The following is a 20202-nucleotide window of genomic DNA, read 5'->3' on the forward strand; positions in this document are numbered from 1 at the left end:
TCGATCAATTCCATGCGTGGCTCACAACGACGCTGGAGGCGCTCTCGCGCAAATCGGACACGAGTCGGGCGATCCTCTATGCGCTGAACCGGTGGGAAGCGCTCACACGCTATTGCGATGACGGGCAATTGGAGATCGACAATCTACCCGTCGAACGCGCGCTGCGCGGAGTAGCCATCGGTCGCCGCAACTATCTGTTTGCCGGTGCAGACTCCGGCGGCGAGCGTGCCGCCGCAATCTACAGCCTCGTTGGCAGCGCAAAACTCAACGGCATCGATCCTGAAGCATATCTGCGTTACGTGCTCGCACGCATCGCCGACCATGCAATCAACCGCATCGACGAACTTGTCAACGCCGATTGAATTCTGACCCACCTTTCGACGATTCGCCGAAGTAAATCTGACCCACCCGGGTCCTGTGTCACGCGGCTGCTTTGGCTGTTGCCCGCGTTCCCGTTTGTCCTGCTTTTCGCTTGTCCTTCAGCCGGTAGCTTTCGCCACTGATTTGCACGATATGGGCGTGATGCAAGAGCCGGTCGAGCATGGCGGCCGTGAGCGTCTGGTCGTCAGCAAACGCCGTGGCCCACTGCGTGAACGGCAGGTTGCTCGTCAAGACGATGGAGCCGCGTTCATAACGTTTGGCGACGACATTGAAGAACAGGTTCGCCTCCTCACGCCCGAACGGCAGATAGCCGATTTCGTCGATGACGAGCAGCCTTGGCCCGATGACCGCCCGATTGAAGAACTCACGCAAACGGTTCTGTTGGCGCGCCGTCGCCAACTGCATCATCAGGTCCGCAGCTGTGATGAAGCGCGTCTTGATGCCCGCCTGCGTTGCCCGATAGGCCAGAGCGCTCGCGATGTGCGTCTTGCCGACCCCGGACGGACCGAGCAACACGACGTTCTCGGCACGCTCGATGAACGCCAGGCTCCCCAACTCCTGTATCTGCGCCCGTGGTGCACCGCTGGCGAAGCCGAAGTCGTATTGCTCCAGTGTCTTGATACCGGGCAGTGAGGCGAGCTTCGTGAGCGTCTGACGCTTGCGCTCCTCGCGCGCACCAAGTTCCGACTGCAGCAGTTGCTCGAGGAAGTCGGCCAGGTTCGCGTCGGTCGTTGCCGTGTGCTGGGCGAGCGCTCCCCAGTCGCTGGCGATACGGTCGAGCTTCAGTTGGGCGCACAGACTGGCAATCCGTTCGTGCTGGAGATTCATGCGGCGACCTCCAGCAACGCGTCATACACCGCCAGAGGATGCTGAAGGCTCTCTCGCGGCAACACCCGGCGCAGCTTTGAGGGCGCAGGTCCTGGCGCCGACGTTGGCGTTGGCAACGGCAGCAGTGCTGCCTGCTCGAGTGTCAGCCTCGCGGTCGGTCGCTCGCGCGTGGTGGCGTGCACGCGAACGTTGGCGACTTCGGCGAGCCACCGGCCGATACGGGCATTGGCGGCTTCGACATCCAGCTTCAGTCCCGACTGCTTGAGCGTGGCCGCGAGCGGCACCACGAAGCTCTCCTTCAGATAGCGGTTGAAGCGTTCTACCTTCCCCTTGGTCTTTGCCCGATAGGGTTGGCAGACCTTCGGCGTGAAGCCGTAGGTCTCGGCCACCGCAAGCAACTGCGTGTTCCACCGATGCTCGCCTTCACCGAATGCATCGCGCTCGACAATCACGGACTTCGCGTTATCGAACAGTACCTGCTCGGGCGTGCCGCCGAAGTAGACGAACGCTTCGCTCAGGCACTCGCACAATGTCGCAGCATCCTCGCCGGCGGTGAAACGCACGAAGCTTGCCCGGCTGTATCCGAGCGTTGCGACCAGCGCCAGCAGTGGCGCGCGGCCACGACGGATGACTGTGAAGTCAGCTTGCATCTGCTTGCCCGGCGGCGTCTCAAACCGCACCACCGGCTCGGCTTCATGGCGCTTGTACGGCGCCAGGAACGCCTTGAGCTGGCTGATGCCGCCATCGTAGCCACCGTCCTGTAACTCCCGCAGCAGGACCGTCGCCGGAATCCAGTGCGGGCGTGCAGCGGCGATACGCTCGAGCAGATAGTCCCTGAACGGGTCGAGCTTCGTCGGGCGCGGCTCACGTTGTTTGTAACGGCCCGCCTGTCCGTCGCGCAGATAGCGGCGCACCGTGTTGCGCGACAAGCCCGTCTGACGCGCTATCTCTCGCACCGCCGTTCCCCGTCTTGCCAATACCTTGATTTCCACTGCTTGCTCCTGAGTCAGCATCGGCGGCAAAAAGCCGCCATCCTCTCCCAGGTGGGTCAGGTTTACTTCGACGGGTGGGTCAGTTTTACATCGGCGCTAACACGAACTCGCACCATGGGTCGTCGCCGGTCAGATCCGCACCGCAGTCTGAAGATCACGACCTCCAGTCAAGATGTTGCTGATGCCACGCTTACGGTGCGACGGCGGCACTCGGCGCAGCAGAAGCTGTAGCGGAAATCGCCGCACTCGGCGCGGGCTTGCCGGGTAAGGCCGCGTGGTTTGCGGCGATAGCGGGCGCTGTGCAGAACGCCTCTGCAGCGGCGGCAGTGCTGCGAGCGGGGTTGCTCGGCGAAGTCTTGATCGATCCGCAGCAGCAGGCGGTAGAAGTCAGGATTACGGGCACTCGTGCGGCACACTGCAAAGGTCTCGGGTCTTGGAAAACGCGAGACTCTCCCTTGGGCGTTGTTTGTGCAAGATGCCTGAGGGAGATCCCCTCGGCTACATCACGCAAGTCGCTCAAACCGCCCCGAATCCCCATCGACTTGCGTGCTCATGCTCACACCTCGCCCTCTCCGGCGATGCAGTAGAAGCTTCGAGATGGTTACGGTATTGCAAAAACGAGACCGTGTTAGCGCGCACTACGGTGTGGCAGACGCTAAAGCCCATGCCGTCCTTAGCCGTCAGGAGGCGGTGGCTAGTACCATTGCCCCAATCGACGAAGTGATCCGTCGCTTCAGCATCGTTCAGGCTACGCACAATCATATTGTTTGATCGCAGGAATACAGGTGCAAGTCATTCGTAGAAGCGTGGCTTCCGCGCGCTCCCGAAGCGGAAAGCCAAGGTATGGCTTTTGGGACGGGGCAGGCTGGCAAGAACCTGCCAACCCATGTCCTCCACTGCCATTCGCCCCATTCCTGATACGGCACCGTCCAGACCTCGTCGGGGAGCCGTCGCCCATCTTGATAACCCAATCATGAGATGAGAGACCTCGCCACGATGCGCGCGCGGCGGTCGTGGCAGCATCAGGATCGATCGAGCAAGTTTCATCTGAACTCCTAGAAGTGAGTTGCTAGATTGTTATGGTCAACGTATCCCTATCAAGCAACCGATGTGCCAACGACTTTCTGAAAACACAGCTGAGAAAACAAGGCGCCACTCGCCGTGCTAGCTGGCATCCTGCCGTCACACTTGCGACATCGATGTCTTAAACGAGACACAGCTCAAGACAGGACCGCGGTGGTCGATGGCGATGATCGCTGGAAAAGTGCAATCTCCCCGAGAGGCTCAGACAACCTCGCTGTGCTGTGCGCCGGCATGGAAGAGCTCGCCATATGGCTCTGACAGTTTGATGGAAAGGGGGCGGTAGAATGACGTAATGAAGAAGACAAAAACGCTTTATCACGGCCACCGGTTCCCTGCCGTCGTCATCAACTGCGCGGTTCGCTGGCATTTCCGGTTTAGCCTGAGCCTGCGCGACGTCTAGGAGTTGCTGCTCGAGCGTGGTGTTGTGGTCGCATGAGACGATCCGTTGCTGGTGCGAGAAGTTCGGCGCCAGATTCGCCCAGGGCGCCAAGGCCGCGCGGCGCAAGCCGGGCTGCGCGGCGAGCCGTATCTGTTGTGGCGAGCGGTCGACGAGCATGGCGCAGAACTGGACGTGCTTGTGCAAAAGCGGCGTGACAAGGCATCGGCAAAGCGCTTCTTCCTCAGGGTGCTGCGTTCAAACCCGGTGCCGCGCAAGATCGTGACCGACCGGCTGCGCAGCTATCCGGCGGCGAAGTCGGACATTGCTGAGCTTGCTCATGTGAAGCACGTCTTCGTCAAAGCGGCCGCATGCGTGAACAACCGTGCCGAGAACGGCCACCAGCCGGCCCGCAGGCGGGAGCGCCAGATGTGCGGATTTCGCGATGCACGTCGCACGCAGGCGTTTCTTTCGAGCTTCGGTGCGATCCGGCAGCACTTCGCGTTGCCCAGACACCAGATGAACGCGGCATGTCATCGTACCGCGCTCCAGAAACGTTTCGCGACGTGGCATGGTTGGACTGTCACTGCCGCCGGAGACAGGGTTATCTAATAAGGATAACTACTCGTACGCCACAAAGACAGACTACATCGGCCAACCTGACTGAGCCATTCTGGGGCAGCGAGCTACGCCTTCGTCGCCGAACCGCAAACCAATGGCGTTGCTGAGCGGTTCAATCGGAACATGAAAGAACAAGCGATTCACCGGCGTATCTTCAAGAATGTTGATGAAGTTCGTGACGCTGTCGTTGACTTCAAAGACCGTTACAACCGAGAATGGCGGCTGGAAAAACTGGGGTTCATGTCACCCCTCGAACCCCGTCACGCATGGATTTTTAAACAGGCCGCCTGAGTGCCAAAACCGTGTCCAAACAAACCGGGCCGATACAGGTCAAACGTCGTTAGACATGGGAGGCCTTGTCGATCTGCCGCATTTCACTATAGAGAATAACAATAGCGATAAGACCCGCCGTCATATCGGCAGCCGCTACCGAGAACAACAGGCCGTCATGTCCGTAAGCGTGCTGCAGCAAGGCCATCAGGGGCATCAGAAACACGCCATGCCGCAGTACCGCTACAAGCGTTGCCCAGATTGCGTCGCCCTTAGCCTGCATGAAAAGCAGACACACCTGTTGCACCGCTAACACCGGCAACGCACAATGGAACAGTAAGATCGCGCGGCTACCAATCTCTATCGTCGCCGACTCGTGCGTAAACCAGCCGATGATGGTCCTAGCTTGCCACACGACCCAGCCGGCATAGACTCCGGCGAACGTTAGCGCGACGGCAACCATAGTCCGAACCGCTTGCGCCACCCGTGTCCAGTTACCTGCGCCGACATTAAACCCTACAACCGACTGCGCCCCGATGCACAGCCCATACAGCGGAAGTACCGCCAGCATCGCCAAGCGGCTGGCCAAACCTATCGCCGCCACCGATGCCTCGCCGTAGCGAGCAGCGAACCCATTGAGCATGGACATGGCCGCTACCGCGAGCAGCGTATTGAGCGCTGGTGGAATGCCGATGCGGGCGATGCTCGCCAGCCGGCACCAGCAGCGTCCCACCGATGGCCACAATAAGACGATGGCCCCGTGCCTGCCCGCGAAATGTCGCCAATACAAGGTTAAGCCGCACAACTGGGCCAGAAATGTTGCGATACCGGCCCCATCGATGCCCAGCCCCAACCAGAAAATCATCACCGGGTCAAGCGCCGCGTTCATTGCGAAGGATGAGACTTGGGTCGTCATGCTGAGCACGGTATTGCCATCCGCTCTCACGATGAAACCACAGACCATATTGAATACCACTGCCACATAGCCCAGCAGCAGCCAATGAAGATAGGCCACCGCCAGTGGCAAAGTCGATGGTCCAGCGCCTAGCCATGCCAGCAAACTTGGAGCCAACAGCCAGCCGGCGATTGCCGCAATGCCAGCAATTACCATCGCAGACCATAACGCGTGCGAGGCATAATCGTTGGCAGAGTGATCGTCGGCGCGCCCCAAGCTTCGAGCAATCAACGAGGCGGCCCCTGCACCGAAGATCTGGCCTATTGCCGTGATGCCCATTGCAAACGGGAACGAGAATGCCATCGCCGCGAGTGCCGCTGTTCCGAGCCGTCCCACGAAATAGGCGTTGAGCAACTGATAAGCGGCACTGACAGTGACTCCAATGACGGAAGGAAGAGCCAGCCGCAGGATCAGTGGCAACAGTCGATCATGGGCCATTGACTGCATCCGTGATGCCGCAACTGTTGGCGTGTTCATACCATGGCTCGCTTCACGCTTGCTGCGTCCACATCTTCCTTATTGTCCCTGAGCCATCCGGCATAAGCCGCGAGACAATGCAGCAACTGACGTCCCAGCATGTTCGCCTCCTCTGCGGAAAAGCAATGCAGCGCACAATGCATCTGGATACGAAGTTTACCGTCCACATTGTCGATATCTAACCGCAACGTGTGATGACGGTTGGACCCCATCCCATCACCCGTCCAGATCGTCGGTTGAGCAAGGCCGAGCAGCATGCGCGTACGAAGATTATCTAACGCAGCGCGATAGTTGACGACAACACGAGGCCAGTCGAAATCCATGAGTGCCTTCGCCTGATCGTCCGGCAGCAGATACGCAGCCGCCCGTAGCCCAATGCCATGGATCCGCGCCGAATTGCGCTGACGACGCACCACTTTCAGACGTTCCGCCACACTGAGTCGCCCCTCACAAACGATGGCCAGCGGGACAAGCTCCGCGGTAAAGCCCATAACCGTCGACAGATCCTGACCCGGCAGGATAGGCGTGCGCAGCATGTCCATGCTGTCCAAAAACAGCCCTCGTCGCTGGTTGCCCTGTCCTGCCACCTCCGCCAAGGCGCACAGGATGACGTCGAACGCGTCAAAGCCGTGCCGTTCCGGATGCAGATCGAGCAGAACCTTTGTCGATTCCGCATCCAGGTCCAGATAGCGAATCCCCTTGCGCGCACACAAGGCCTCGAAAGCAGCATCACTGTGCATCTGCCCAGTATGGAGCATCTCGAACAAGCGGCGGCTGGCATCAGCGCCACTATCGACTGGCTCAACCTCGAGGACTGTAGCACTATCCTCACGCAGCAGTTCCCATGGCCGGCTTCGCCAATAAGCAATGTGGCTGTCCAACGAACCGCTCACATGTTCGCGCAGCGCCTTCACCCATCGATTCAACTGCGCGCGGCCACTGAATGCGGGAACTGGCGCGTGGCCATGCACTATAGCCAGATAGTAGCGTTCTACTTCGTCCAGCAGCAGCCGGAACCCATAGCCGTCGACTAGAAAATGATGAATTATGATAAAAATCCAACTGTGCGGCCGCCCACCGACCTCCGCCTCGATCAATTGGAAACGCGACATCCAGGTACGACCATCGAACCGGAATGCATATTGCGCTTTCTCAGCGATACCAGATACCTCTCGCGTGCAATCACCGAGCTCTGCGTACGAGCCCAATGCAACTCGCTCCAGATGCAACGCTCCGACTCCGGTATGGAAGCGTAGATCATCGTCATCTCGAGAGATCCTGGTGCGCAACAGTGGGTAGTCTTTCGCCAACCTGACGATAGCGGACTCCAATATGGCCGGATCCAAACGGCAGCTATCGTCTTGCCAGATCGCGTACATGTTGAAATGCTCGTCTAAACCCATGCGCCGATTCATGAATCGTATCGTAGGCGTTACTTCCACGCCACCGCCGATTTGGCCATCATGGTGCACCAGTTCGCCAGAGCGGGCATCGACCAGCCCGGCCAGTTCGCGTAACACTGGATAATCGTACAACTCGCTGACCGAAAAGCGGATGTCCATCTTGGCCGCCTGCGCCACACAGCGCACGCTCAGCATAGAGGTACCACCCAGTGAGAAGAAATGCGCGTCCGCACTAATCGTCGATATACCAAGCACTTCCTGCCAAACCGCGGCCAGTGCATTCTCGGTCGTGGTGACCAGCGGCGCGAATACGCCCACTGCGGTTTGCCGTGGCAACGGCAAGCGTGAACGGTCCAGTTTACCGCCCGGCAGCTTAGGCAAAGCCCGCAAGCGGACAAATGAACGGGGAATAGTATGGGGCAACAGCGAATGACGGAGCATTTGTCTGAACCCATCCTCCGTCGACGGCAGCTTCGCCTCCGTGCCCACCACGTAAGCAGTCAACAGCGGCTCGCCATCCGCGGCGCGGTGCAAATGCACCGCGGCCTCCTCGACCCCAGGACATTTTCGCAAGACGTGAGAAATCTCATCCAGTTCAACGCGCAAGCCATGGATCTTGATTTGGTTGTCACGCCTTCCGAGGAACTCCAGGCGGCCGTCGTCACGGTGGCGCCCCAAATCGCCAGTGCGATAAGCCACAGTTCCGAAAGGCTGTAACTCTGGCACCGAATTATCAACAAATCGCTCGGCCGTCAACTCCCTGCTGCCATGGTAGCCACTCGCCAGGCAGTCACCCGTCACCAGGATCTCCCCCACCGCACCTTGAACCACCGGCCACAACTTGTCATCTACGACCGCTATGCCGACATTGGCCACCGGCTTACCGATCGGGACAGTCCGTTCATCAGCGCCCACTTCGCACACCTCACCCCAAGCGGCGTTCGAACTACACTCGGAGGATCCGTAGAAGTTGAACAAACGGGCCTGTGGGAACGCCTCGAGAAAGCGCCGAGCCAACTCTGGCGGCAACGCCTCAGCGCTTGAGGTGACCAGCCGCAAATCTGAAACCGACCGTCCGTCTGTCAATTGTGCCGTCAAAATGCCGGTGATCAACGGTGGCGAGCACAGCAGACGCGTTACCCGGTAACGATCGAGCTGCAATAGCAGCAGGGATGGATCTTGCAGTTCTTGCTGACTCAGCAGCAAACTAGGAACGCCTTGTAAGAGTGGCCCGAAGATTTCCCATTGACTGGCAACCAGCGCCGCCGACTTCTGCACGACGCAGACATCGCCGGCCTGAAATGGGAATTGCCCCCACATCCAGTGCAAACGATTTAGGCATGCTGTAGCGGAAACTACAACGCCCTTCGGTTTTCCCGTAGAGCCAGATGTGTATACGATCTGCAGCACTTCATGCGAGCAAGATGGCGAAGGGGCGGCATCTGTTTCCTCATTGCCGCATGCAACTTCCTCCGACGGCAGTAGCACCAGCCCTCTGTCACGAAATGCTTCCCGCTGCAACGGCGTGGCAACGAAGGCATTGGGAGCGACATCTTTGGCAATCTCAAGTATGCGACTTACCGGATAATTTGCCCCGATCACCGAGTAGGTTGCGTGCAGCTTGATCGCAGCCAGAATAACGATCAACGCGTTAATGCCGCGGTCAATGCCAAGCAGCACCCTGTCGCCGGCACCAACACCGGAGGCTGCAAGTCTGTTAGCAAAACGGTTGGCCGCTGCATCCAACTCAGCGTACGAAATGCGGCCGCGCTCCCAGAAATAAGCAGTATCCACTGGTGACATTTTTGCACGCACTTCGAACATTTCGCGTAGCGTACTAGCGCCTGTATAAGCCAGCCGTCCTCCGTTGTACCGCTTAAGAAAAGCCTTTTCAGCTGGGTGCCGCAGATCCAGCTCTGCCAGCGGCGCTGCGGGCGCCGCAATGATCGCCTGAATAATTTGCTGCAGGTTGAGCAGCATTCTGGAAACGAGCTCGTCGGAGAACAGCTCGGTGCAATAGGACATCTGCAGATAGATGCCGTCCCCCTCTTCCTGACAGTAAAGAGTGAGATCGTACTTGGTATAACCGTTTTCCAATTCTCGGGCGACAATTGACACGTCTTGCCGCCCCTCAGAAATCAGCTCTGCCTTCTCCGAATACATGTTGAACATCGCCTGGAATACGGGGGAAAAATTGCTTCCACGTACCACGTCAACTGCTTCCAACATCCGACTGAATGGATATGCCTTGTTGAAGGCAGCACCGATGACAGTTTGCTGCGTCGTGGCCAGATTTTCGATGAATGACTTGTCAGGATTTATCTTCGCCCTTAGCGGCAACATGTTTAGGAAGAACCCCAGCAGGTTTTCCGTACCTGACTGTTCGCGCACTACATTCGGAGTGCCGACGATGATATCGTCCTGTCCACTGTACTCTCTCAACAAAACGTAAAACGTCGTCAGTAACACGCTGAAAAGCGTTGTGCGATTGTCCGCAGCGAGTTCGCGAAGTCTGGACGCCGCGAGAGCCGGAATTTGTATGGCGTGTGACTTACCGGTGTAATGCATCCGCCTCGGACGAGGCTTATCGGAAGGCAGGGTCAGCACCGGCAACTCACCCGACAGCTGTTGTGCCCAGTACGCGCGCTGTCGCGCCCAGCAGTCCGATCGAAACTGCTCAGACTCCCATTTCGCGAAATCCGCGAACGAAATTTCGGCTTCGAGACCGTCCACTGAGCTGACTCCCGCCTTGTAAAATTCACGCAGTTTGCGCACCATCACCGAAAGCGACCACGCGTCCATAATGATTTCATGCGTGGTAAAGATGACAACATGCCGGTCTGATCTCTCTCGTACTAGTAGTGCGCGATACAGTGCACCCGCGGCGAGATCAAAGGACGGATGAAACTCGCTCGCCTTCAGTTCAGCCAACCTGGGGGCACGATGGTCGCCGCAAAGGTCTATAAAGCGCAAACTGCCCTTCGGCGGTGAATCGAAGGTCAAATATGGATTGCCGCTCTTTTCGACGAATCGGATGCGCAGTGTGTCGAAGTACTGCACCACCGCATCCCAAGCCCGACTAAAGCGATCTCGATCAAGCTCTCCGCAGCATTCGAGCGCCGTTTGCAGGGTGTAGTTGGATGCTGTTGGATCAAGCTTCCACAAAAACCATAAGTGTTTTTGAATGTGGCTGGCCGGAGCCTCTCCGCCCTCATCACGGCGACTGCCGACAATGGCGGGGAGCGACTCATGCGCATCCTCTTTCTCGGCCAGGAGCTCGGTCAACTCATCTATTGTGCAATGATACAGGTCAACCACTGAAACTTCGCAGGCGAATTCGCTCCGAATACGGTTGATCGCAAGCATGGCGCGCAGCGAGTCACCGCCCATCAGCAAAAAGTTGTCGTTTCGTCCCAGCCGGTCTAGATGCAGTATCTCGGCTAGCAGCCTGCACAACCGAACCTGAAGACCGTCAGCAGGCTCCAGATATTTCACATCGGACAAAGGACGCAAACTTTCCGGGGAAGGCAATTTTTTGTAATCAAATTTGCCATTGGCGTTTAATGGTAATGTCGCCATCTCGAAAAAAAGATCAGGCAGCATGTAGTCAGGCAACTGACGCGACATGTGTTCGCGCAAAGCGCTCCGTGTAACCTCCTCTCGAAGCTTGACGAAGGCCACGAGGCGCGGCAGTCTTTCCGCTTCCCCCAGACTATTTAGTGTTTCCCTTGCCGTCAGTTTCACCCGATTGTCAGCGGGGTAATGCACCACTACGGCCGCGGCCTCGACTGCTGCATGTAACCCCAGCAAACCTTCTACCTCGTTTAGCTCAATACGATAGCCACGCAGCTTAACCTGACGATCTGCTCTTCCGAGACACTCCAGTAAGCCATCCTCACGCATCCTCACGAGATCGCCAGTCTTGTATAATCGATCATATCCGCGCTTATCGCTGAAAGGGTTAACCACAAAAGCCTCCTCGGTACGCGCGTCGTCGTTAATGTAGCCACGCGCAAGGCCAACGCCGGCTACACAGAGTTCGCCTACGTCACCTGACGCAACAAGCGTCAGCGCCGCTGCATCTGGCCTGACCACATAGATTTGCAGATTGTCTATCGATTTCCCGATTGGCATAAATGCCTGACCTTCCGCCGGAGAGTTAGAAATCAAAGCATGCGTGACACCGTCGGCACATTCAGTCGGTCCATAGTGGTTGAGGATGGGAATAGACGGGTACATGGCCAGCCAGCGTCGGCATACGTCGGGCGGCAATGCCTCCCCGACGGTGGAAATCCTGCGCAGCGCCGGCAGCGCGCGTGCCTCGATCAATTCGACTTCGGCCACAAACGAGCGTAGTTGTGACGGCACAAATTGAATGACCGATACTTGGCATTCGCGCAGCTCAAGCAGCAGCCGCGACGGATCGCATACGACGTCTCTATTAATGATCCGCGTGCACGCCCCCACTTGCAGCGCCGCCATAAATTGCCACAGAGAAATGTCAAAACAGTGCGATGCAGTCTGCGCCACCTGGTCAGTTTTACTGATCGCCAGATCGCGGACCTTAGCATGCAAATGATTGACAAGGCTCCGCTGTTCAACCATTACGCCCTTTGGTTGACCGGTGGTACCCGAAGTAAAAATGACGTAGGCAAGATCACTGCCTTTGCCTCTGGGCCCGACAAAGGCTACGCTCGATGCTTGCGCTTCCTCAATATCAAGAAGCACTAGTTCCGGTTTGGCTGCCTCCAAATACGCCGCCTGTTCGTAGCAGTTATGGTCGGTCACCAGCAGGCAGCATTTACTCTTCTCCAGCATGTAATCCAAACGTTCCGCTGGATACTGGCGATCAAGCGGCATATAGGTACCGCGAATCTTAAAAATGGCAAGCATCGCAGCCAATAAATCAGTTCCTCGCTCCATCAGCACGCCGATGACGGGCGCCTCGCGGCCACAGCGCTCGGTCAGCGCCGTTGCGATGCGATTAGACTGCTCATCAAGCTCCCGATACGTCACCGACTCGCTGCCATGCCTCGCTGCTATATGGTGCGGATAAAGCCGTGCCGCATCACAAAAGTAGTCCACTGCCAATGGTGTTTTCATTTCAATCTCACTCACTCTATTAAATGCTTGAAGTAACCGGCCCTATACTAAAACCAGCTGTCTCGGCGGACGACCGCAAAAGTATCCGTGGAATGATCGTCGAATGGCTCATTGCGTTTGGATTGGATAACTGGTTACGATTAGAATCAGTACCGATAACCGCGAAAGATGCGGCTGGCGCGAGCAACGTTACAACTCGATGGCGCATAGATCGCCTTCCGATCGCACATTGCTATGACGATGCGAGACCGAACCCACCGAGTGCCCGCATCGCGTAACGGCGCTATATCTTGCGCCAGCCCCGCAGTTCTCCCCAATCCTCAGAGAGCGAGTTCCTGGCACGCTTCCGAAACGGTCACGCAGCGCTTACTGTCAAAAAGTAGGGTCGCGCTCGCGATGAAGGCTTTCGGATCATCGGCAACAAGCGACCAACCGTGGGAAAACCGCACAGTGCGTGATCTGTTCATCGTTAAAGTAACCGTCCTCAATCACAATCACGACCTTAGCTCGAGCAAGCGATGTCAGTTCAAGAAGAGGACTATGCAATGAGTCGTAGTAAGGAATTCACTTCATACAGGTTTCGAACTTTGTTGCAATATAAAAACTACAGTAAAGCGCGTGAATAATTGAAACATGTGCGCTTCGACACCCGACGCTCCAGTAGCATAAGTTCAGAAGTATTCAACAGTCATTTAGTGGATTAGAAGGTGCGATGGCTCTGCTCGATTAGGTCGTCCTGACCGTCGCGTCGATGTCGGTGCTCACATGCTGCTCACTTCGCCGCACAGCTTCATTCTGGCAGAGCCCTTGTTAACTTTCTTTGTGAGATATATCGTTCGTCGGACTGCACAGCAACGCAGGAAGAAACTTCCCGGTCAGGGAACGGAATGGAACTGATGATCCAGAGCGCCGTTTCCTTAGTAACGCGTAGCGCGGCACCTTGAGTGGACGCCGCAATAACATAACATGTCGACTGTCATTTTTTGAAGATCTTGTCTGTGGCTCGTGAGGCTTTGGTTTCGTGTTCACGCTTCGTTACCTTCCGCTTTAATTTCCCCGCGACAGCAGATGCAATAGTTGAGCCAACGCCACGACACACCGGATAGATATCTCACAACACATTGCTGATCGGGATGATTGATGGGCATTCACCCTCCAAAACGCTTGCGGGATCTTGCGCCAAGAATCGTTTGTCGGTTTGCCTGTGTTGCATGTCCGACAATGTTTGATGTGCAACACCACGGATTACCGCGAGGAAGGCCGATCAAAGCGACGAACTTACTGACGAGATCATTACAGTAATCAGGGCCAACTCGGTCTCATTGAAGAACTTGCGGTCGACCACCAGCGCCTTGGCCGGCTCGCCTTTCTCATGAGCGCGACCTGCAGCCAGATAGGCCGGCTAGTGCACGTCCCAATCGAATTCGGCACCCGAGATTCAGCAGCGACACGAAGGGCTGCCCAAAGCGATTATCGATCGGGCGTGGGATGCGCAGTTGCGACTGTGCCGGCGATATCGCAAGCTCGTAACCCCACGCAAGAACGCCAACATTGCGGACGTTGCCGTTGCGCGCGAATTAGCCGGTTTCACTGGGACATTGCCCGACTCGCGATGGCGCTTGCATTGCCGCGTAGCGTGCAGTCCATATGAGACTGATGACGGGTCGGTATTGATGATCGATGAACTGATTCATGAAGGGAGTTTCCTGAAGTCGGCGTAGCCCGGTATTCGAGCAATCCGCGCTTCCACTTCGCAACGGGCAGTCCCCGACTTGCGTTTTAAGAACGCGGCAGGCTCATGAGACGGAATGGAACGAACGCCCCCCCACCACGGCCGGTGAGGAAATGCAGGACAGTGGATCCTCGCGGGCCGACGGCATCAAGTGCCCAAGTGGGAGATCATGACGATTTCCCAAGGCTAACCGGAGGATCCACAATGAACTATGGGATAGTCGGTCCTGACATCGCAAAGAACGTCATGCAGTTGCATTGGATGGATCCGGATACCGGGGAGATCATCAACAGCCAATCAAGCGAGCCGCATTTCTGGAGCACTTCGCGAATCGTGCTCCTTGACTAGTCGGCATGAAGCATGCGGCGGCGCCCAGCATTGGGCCGGACGACTGATTGAAATGGGACATCAGGTGAAGCTGATACCGGCGAAATTTGCCAAGGTTTTCAACATTCGCAATAAAAACGATGCTGCAGACGCCCGTGCCATCTGGATGGCGACGCAGATGCTGGGGAAATCTGTGGCAGTCAAGACCGAAGCCCAGCAAGCCGTAATGCTCTGCACCGGATACCGCAACAGAAGATCAAGTTCCGCACCATGCAGATGAACTGCCTGCGTTGTACTGCGCCCAGTTTTTGACGCGGTACTGGCTTTGGAACTCGATTGCTTGCTGGTCGTGTCCTTCCGCATCTTCTCGGCATAAATTGAGAATGTACGCAGGAAACCGAACTGTTAACAGAGCCCCTCCCGGACGCTGTTGCGCGTAAACGTCAGCATGCGCAGCTAGATTTATGCAACAACGCCAATAAAAAATAGGAAAAAGCTGGAAACACGTTGCATAAAAAATCGCCCCGAAACCCAAACAAAAAGGGTATCGGGGTGGAATACACATTGGAGAATTACCGGAGAAACCCTGCACAAAACTCCTAACCAACGTTTCGCACAGGCACACAATTAATAGAGCAACAGCAGCTAACTCAGTTAATCGGGCAATTACGATTGCTAATCGGCAAAGAAACGTTTGTCAAACCAAATGCCATCAATTTCGCTGATAGTGGTTCGATGTTCGCCAATTCGGCTACCGCTCTAGCCTAGCAGGCTGCTGAAGTACCTCCCGTTAGAAGCAGGCTTTCTGCGATTACGCGGCTCTCGCTGCGCGTTCCGTCGCATTGTGAAATTTCAACGCAAAGCTCATGCTGGTTCGGCGGGTTGAGGCCAATTGCTGGCCATATTGACGCTTTTTTTCGCCACTATGGGCGTACCTGTGCCAATGAACGCAGGCGCACGAGATTGTAATGTTCAACACGAACATCTGGTCCACCTTCTTCAAGCTGCGCACCACGGTTTTGGCCCACCCGAAGCCCTCCTGTGCGTCGTAACCCTTATCTGCACCTAGCGTGATTTCTGCACTCGCGTCTCCTGCCGCTTGCCGTGCGTCGTTGATTATGACCTTTGGCTGCTTCACGCTCGGCATGCCCGTCAGCGCGCGTCACGCGTGCGTTGACCACCAGGCCATGCCGATTGTCGGTTAGAGTGTGGCCCATGTAACGCAATTCGCTGGCCGTTTTGCCTTTGCGATAGAGCCGCGCACCGGGATGCGGTCCTGGACTCATGCGTCTCGTTGCTACGCTTCTCGCCCTTGGAGTCGCCCGTACCACCACCTTCGCTGTCCTGATCGTCACTGTCCTTGGGCACAAAGCTCTTGTGCCCCGCCCACGCCTGGATCAGCGTTCCGTCCACACTGAAGTGCCCGCCCGAGAGCAGGCACTTCTTCCCGGCGATCGCCACAACTTTGAGCTTGCACTCAAACCTCCCATCTACCGTCAAAGCTACAAAGCATGGTGGATTTTTGCGACGGTAACCGAACATCAATCGGAGGATGTTATGAAACTCACACCATTGGGAGTGACGATCTCACCGGAATCCGGGTCGACCCAGTGCACCTGAAAGATGTTTTTTGGCAATGTCCACAGCGGGCGGCGTTATAGAGCCAATTCGGGGGCGGCCTAATCGAGCCACTGCATGGGCGGCGAAGGAGCCACCCTGCAGGCGGCGTGCAGAAGCCAGCGGCAACGGGCGCAAGCGCAACTCGAACTTTCCAATTCGGTTCACTCCGTTCATTTGAACGGAGCGCCTATGGCCAACAGTGCAGAAGTTGCTGCGTGCACAGCGCGTGACGTTACCTAGGCGCGGCGGCGTCGAGTTGAACTGCGTTGAGGCATGTGAAGTGGATGCGCCCACCGGTGTGCAGTCCGTCGTCTGGCGCCTGCTGAGCAACCGCGAGGTGTCCGATGCACATGTACTCACCGAACTGATCGACTGGTACCGCGCGAGGCGGGAGATCGAGATGTTCTTCAATGTGTTGAAGAACGCATGTCGGGTTGAAACGTTGCAGCTCTCACAGACCTCGGGCGCAAGGGCGACGGTGAACCCGGCGCGAAGACACTGTGGATTGGCATGCAGCGTGATGGACGCGGTGGTCACTATCCAGATCCTGCGCGAAGGGTACAAAACTTCTGTTAACGAGATGCGCTTAACCTGCATTGCGAACTACGCATCCCACGAATCCGCATCGCGCGACCACGCGACACATGCGGCATAACCGCTCAGGGCACGAAGCCAAACTGCGTCGAGTCTCGCAATCAAGTCGCGATTGCATACGCTCTCCTCGCTAACTAGGATGCTTGGTTCGTGCTGCCTGTCGCCAAGTACAGAAAACCATGTCATGCCCCCTCCGATGCCGACGCCAAGTGCCTTCAACACCGCTTCCTTTGCCGTCCATACGTCATAAAACGCGTCGGTTCGCCTGTACATCGGCAAAGCGGTCACTTGTGCCTCGTCGCGCGGCGCAAATACCGCTGATGCGAGCTTCCTCCAATTGATGTCTTTGCGCGCAAATTCGATATCGACACCAACCCTCCGTCGCCGGCCAATTGCGATCAGAGCATACTGCTCCGAATGCGAAACGTTAAAGTCGAGTTGCCCACCGAACCCGCTTTGCATCGACTTATCGAGACGCGGCCGTCCGCCGGTGTCTCGCTCGAAACGCAATTCACTGGCCTCCGAATCTGTTCGTTCCGCGAGCAACTGACGCAGTACGACGCGCGTCACCGCACAACGCAGCGCATCGTCGCGGCGTCGGAAGCGCGCGACCTTCGCACGCTCATCGTCCGAGAGCGGAGCGAATGCGGGACAGTCGAGCATGACGCGAAAATCGAAGCTGATGCAAAATATTTCAATATTTGCTGCGGAGGCACGCGGCGGAGCGAGCTCGTGCACATTGAAAGCCGACGTTGCAGGGACGATCATCAATTCACTCCGTTAGTGACGGTAACAGGCAGTTGCTGTGCGATTATGCCGCGCGAGGAACAGAGGTGCTCAAGTTCCTGAAACAGGTTGCAGATCACGTGCGCTCGTCTGGAGCAAGTCGGCCGATGAAATTCTGTCACGTCTCGAACGGTTTTGCGCACGCGTCTAAACGATACCGAGATGAACGCCATGAACATGACACACCAGCGATTGACGACGCCGTGCTCGCGCTCCTCTATTCGACATTGCACGCCCGGCATTGTCACCCATTGAAAGGCCGTTGGAAAGACAGTACAGCACTACGCACAAGGCGCAGCCTTCCGTTGTTGCGAAACCTTCGCCAACCCCGCGCGAAGCGCCGCGACGCATCCGATATTTCGTTCGCCTAGTGGCGGAATTGATCCGCGAGCACGAAAGCGCCGGATAGCGATCAAAGGAGGTTTGCACGAGAGCCGTCTGCGACGGCACCGACTCCCAGTCCATTGAACCATTGAAGTCCTACCGAAGCTGGACAAGGGCCGTCCGGAAGATGAACCCCTCTTCTGCATGCAAACATGCTATGTATCTGATTTGACTTCACGGTTCGCTCGCAAACGGCCCGCTCACTCATGCGATGAGCCGACTGCAATGGTTGCTGTTCGGCACTTGATCGGTGCTGGATCAATGCCGGGTGTGGCACAGCTGCACAGATGGCGGAGGCATCATTCTCGTCGTTCTTGCCGCCGACCACAAAGGGTTTCACATATTGTGTCGGCAGCAGTCGAACCGTGTGCCCCCCTGCGAGATAAATTCCAGAGCCCAGAAGTGCGAACCGTGACGGTGTTCGATGCCGATCAGGCTCGGTTCAAATTTCGAAAAGAACTTGCGCAGCTGCGGAAGTTTGCGCAGCTGTATCGGAGCAAGATCTGCGAACAGGCAAGGATGGTGACGTGGCCCCGGTGGAGAAGTGGTCCTATGGCGTGTTCACGCTAATGTCGTTTGATCGTACACTCTGGCGATGGAAATCACCGAAGCCCAATATCAACGGATCGAGCATTGTCTGCCACGACAACGTGTGGCAACAGTCAGTCTGACGAACCTCCAAGTGCAATGCGATCTTTATGTCGCCGAGCACGGCTGCAAGTGGCGTGGACTGCCGAAGCGCTTCGGTAGATGGCATACGATTTACACGCGGATGAACCGCTGGTCCAGAAGTGGCGTGCTGCGTCGCGTGTTCACGGAATTGCAGCGTGCACAGATCATTCGCATCAGGATCGACGCGGTTTCGCTGGATAGCACTATGGTAAAGGTTCATCCTGACGGCACCGGTGCGTTAAAAAACGGACCTCAAGCAATCGTAAAGTCCCGAGGCTGAGGGACTACCAAGATTTATATGGTTGCCGCGGATGCTCGAACAGCCATAACGTTCGCGTTGTCTGCCGGCCACGCAGGCGACGCGCCGCAGGGACGCGAATTGCTAAAGAGCCTCGGGCCGGCCAATTGACCGCTGCACCTGTTGATGGATAAAGCGTACGAAGGCGGCGAAAGCAGGCAACTGGCACTCGATTTGGGCTTCATCCCCGTTTGCGTGTGCATCTAAGCGGGCATCACCCATTCGCGTACCCGCTGCAAGACCGCAGGATCAGACCAGTCTAAAGTGGTGGAGTGACTGGTGCGTCGCACTCGCGTGAAGTGGGTCAATGTGCGCGGCCATCGGCTCGACGCTATTGCGCGACAGCGGCAACGCCAAGCCCGAACAGCAACCCTTGAGGCCGGCATGACGATCGGCGTGCCCCTAATGCCTGCCCCAGATAATTCAGATACGTGTCAAATTCATCGATATCTTCTCCCATCGCGAATTCCGGAGTGTGTATTACCAAGTATCTCGTTGACGCAAAGGGATTTTATGACCCAGTAAGATTAGCGAAATGAGACGAGTTTCTGGCCTGCGGGCCGGCTAATCAGAAAGCGAAGGACGGATTTTTGAGATCTGGTGCAAATTTCAATTCGAGCGAGAAACGGCGTATTCGCCGCCACCTCATCGAGTTGACAGGACTGCCTTCCAAATAGCGGGAGCACTGATATCTTTGAGGCGCAGGTTCGTGAGATCGAATTCGGCGGCGGTCCGCGCCGGCCACGGCTCGGATGCGGCAAGATAAATTGCTCGAACTTCTCAACGGTCAATATCGTGCGAATCGCCTGTCGGCAATGGTTAGCAGCCGTTCTCGTATCCCCAAAGCCTTGCCTTTAACCCGTCTACCCTCGCCAACCCCGCGAACCTTTCCCGACGGGGCACGCAGACAAATTCCGCCCCTTCTGAAAAACCCGCAATCAGCTGCAACTTTCGATGTTGCTGTTCTTGTCGCAATTGGATTTCCCCACTGGATTTGGCGAGCCATCGCCATACATGTCGTTCGCGAACTCATTTGCGATGCGAATCAGTGTTATCCAAACAATCGATTTTGTAGCTGAGGTGAGATGCCTCATAGTCGCTTACTACGACTCGCGGCACAGCTGCCGACTATCCGCACCGGAAAGGGAAACTTTCCTGACGTGCCCCGATGCATGAGCTTGCCCCTGAAAAACGTATCCCTTGCTGAGGTTTAAACTGCAGCAAGGAGAAACGAAGATGAGCCAATTGAAGCGTGCGCGGTACACCCTGGAATTCAAGCTGGAGGCGGTGCGGCTGGTGA

General features: G+C 56.8%; 8 protein-coding genes and 7 pseudogenes. 7 read left to right on the forward strand and 8 right to left on the reverse strand.

What is annotated here, in order from left to right:
• Positions 1-362 (forward strand): transposase (locus AB3X99_RS40525; protein ID WP_368662026.1); only part of this gene is annotated, 362 nt, incomplete at its 5' end.
• 58 nt (positions 363-420) lie between these two features.
• Here AB3X99_RS40525 and istB read toward each other — a convergent pair.
• From istB to AB3X99_RS40540, 3 genes are all read right to left on the reverse strand, one after another.
• Positions 421-1209, reverse strand: coding sequence for an IS21-like element ISRso19 family helper ATPase IstB (istB, locus tag AB3X99_RS40530; RefSeq protein ID WP_028215315.1), 789 nt, complete (start codon positions 1207-1209; stop codon positions 421-423).
• Positions 1206-2222 (reverse strand): IS21 family transposase, encoded by a 1017-nt coding sequence (gene istA / locus AB3X99_RS40535; protein WP_368662029.1) that lies wholly within the window; start codon positions 2220-2222, stop codon positions 1206-1208. The genes istB and istA overlap by 4 nt, the downstream gene beginning before the upstream one ends.
• Positions 2223-2717: 495 nt before the next feature.
• Positions 2718-2963, reverse strand: coding sequence for an ectoine synthase (locus AB3X99_RS40540; RefSeq protein ID WP_256095110.1), 246 nt, complete (start codon positions 2961-2963; stop codon positions 2718-2720).
• A gap of 613 nt (positions 2964-3576) precedes the next feature.
• On the opposite strand from AB3X99_RS40540, the pseudogene AB3X99_RS40545 reads away from it, so the two are divergent.
• Both AB3X99_RS40545 and AB3X99_RS40550 read left to right on the forward strand, forming a co-directional pair.
• Positions 3577-4272, forward strand: a pseudogene (locus AB3X99_RS40545) (IS6 family transposase).
• 51 nt (positions 4273-4323) lie between these two features.
• Positions 4324-4572, forward strand: a complete 249-nt coding sequence (locus AB3X99_RS40550) for an integrase core domain-containing protein (protein ID WP_368662030.1) — start codon at positions 4324-4326, stop codon at positions 4570-4572.
• A 49-nt stretch (positions 4573-4621) separates the two neighbouring features.
• Here the strand turns inward: AB3X99_RS40550 and AB3X99_RS40555 are convergent, their stop codons facing one another.
• Both AB3X99_RS40555 and AB3X99_RS40560 read right to left on the reverse strand, forming a co-directional pair.
• Positions 4622-5983: an MATE family efflux transporter gene (locus tag AB3X99_RS40555; RefSeq protein WP_368662027.1), complete on the reverse strand. Its 1362-nt coding sequence runs from the start codon at positions 5981-5983 to the stop codon at positions 4622-4624.
• Positions 5980-12489 carry an amino acid adenylation domain-containing protein gene (locus AB3X99_RS40560; protein WP_368662028.1) on the reverse strand — a complete coding sequence of 2170 codons (6510 nt, stop codon included), beginning with the start codon at positions 12487-12489 and terminating at the stop codon, positions 5980-5982. The genes AB3X99_RS40555 and AB3X99_RS40560 overlap by 4 nt, the downstream gene beginning before the upstream one ends.
• Positions 12490-13916: 1427 nt before the next feature.
• Here AB3X99_RS40560 and AB3X99_RS40565 point away from each other — a divergent pair.
• Positions 13917-14140: pseudogene (locus AB3X99_RS40565) on the forward strand (IS110 family transposase); the annotation flags it as partial.
• A gap of 285 nt (positions 14141-14425) precedes the next feature.
• Positions 14426-14839: pseudogene (locus tag AB3X99_RS40570) on the forward strand (IS110 family transposase); the annotation flags it as partial.
• 632 nt (positions 14840-15471) lie between these two features.
• Here AB3X99_RS40570 and AB3X99_RS40575 read toward each other — a convergent pair.
• A pseudogene (locus AB3X99_RS40575) lies at positions 15472-16015 on the reverse strand (IS5/IS1182 family transposase); the annotation flags it as partial.
• 370 nt (positions 16016-16385) lie between these two features.
• Here AB3X99_RS40575 and AB3X99_RS40580 point away from each other — a divergent pair.
• Positions 16386-16823: pseudogene (locus tag AB3X99_RS40580) on the forward strand (IS4 family transposase); the annotation flags it as partial.
• Here the strand turns inward: AB3X99_RS40580 and AB3X99_RS40585 are convergent.
• A complete protein-coding gene (locus AB3X99_RS40585) occupies positions 16772-17530 on the reverse strand; it encodes a 4'-phosphopantetheinyl transferase superfamily protein (protein ID WP_069269356.1) in 759 nt (252 codons plus the stop codon). The pseudogene AB3X99_RS40580 and the gene AB3X99_RS40585 sit on opposite strands and share 52 nt — an antisense overlap.
• 997 nt (positions 17531-18527) lie before the next feature.
• On the opposite strand from AB3X99_RS40585, the pseudogene AB3X99_RS40590 reads away from it, so the two are divergent.
• Positions 18528-19094, forward strand: a pseudogene (locus AB3X99_RS40590) (IS5 family transposase); the annotation flags it as partial.
• Positions 19095-19111: 17 nt separating this feature from the next.
• Here AB3X99_RS40590 and AB3X99_RS40595 read toward each other — a convergent pair.
• A pseudogene (locus tag AB3X99_RS40595) lies at positions 19112-19362 on the reverse strand (transposase); the annotation flags it as partial.
• Positions 19363-20202: the final 840 nt, after the last annotated feature.

The organism is Paraburkholderia sp. BR10882, from assembly GCF_040948855.1.
GTDB lineage: Bacteria > Pseudomonadota > Gammaproteobacteria > Burkholderiales > Burkholderiaceae > Paraburkholderia > Paraburkholderia nodosa_A.

Excerpts from the sequence above, each read along its gene's own strand:
- istB (WP_028215315.1), bottom strand. The coding sequence starts at position 1,209 with ATGAATCTCCAGCACGAACGGATTGCCAGTCTGTGCGCCCAACTGAAG.
- istA (WP_368662029.1), bottom strand. The coding sequence starts at position 2,222 with ATGCTGACTCAGGAGCAAGCAGTGGAAATCAAGGTATTGGCAAGACGG.
- AB3X99_RS40540 (WP_256095110.1), bottom strand. The coding sequence starts at position 2,963 with ATGATTGTGCGTAGCCTGAACGATGCTGAAGCGACGGATCACTTCGTC.
- AB3X99_RS40555 (WP_368662027.1), bottom strand. The coding sequence starts at position 5,983 with ATGAACACGCCAACAGTTGCGGCATCACGGATGCAGTCAATGGCCCAT.
- AB3X99_RS40560 (WP_368662028.1), bottom strand. The coding sequence starts at position 12,489 with ATGAAAACACCATTGGCAGTGGACTACTTTTGTGATGCGGCACGGCTT.
- AB3X99_RS40585 (WP_069269356.1), bottom strand. The coding sequence starts at position 17,530 with ATGATCGTCCCTGCAACGTCGGCTTTCAATGTGCACGAGCTCGCTCCG.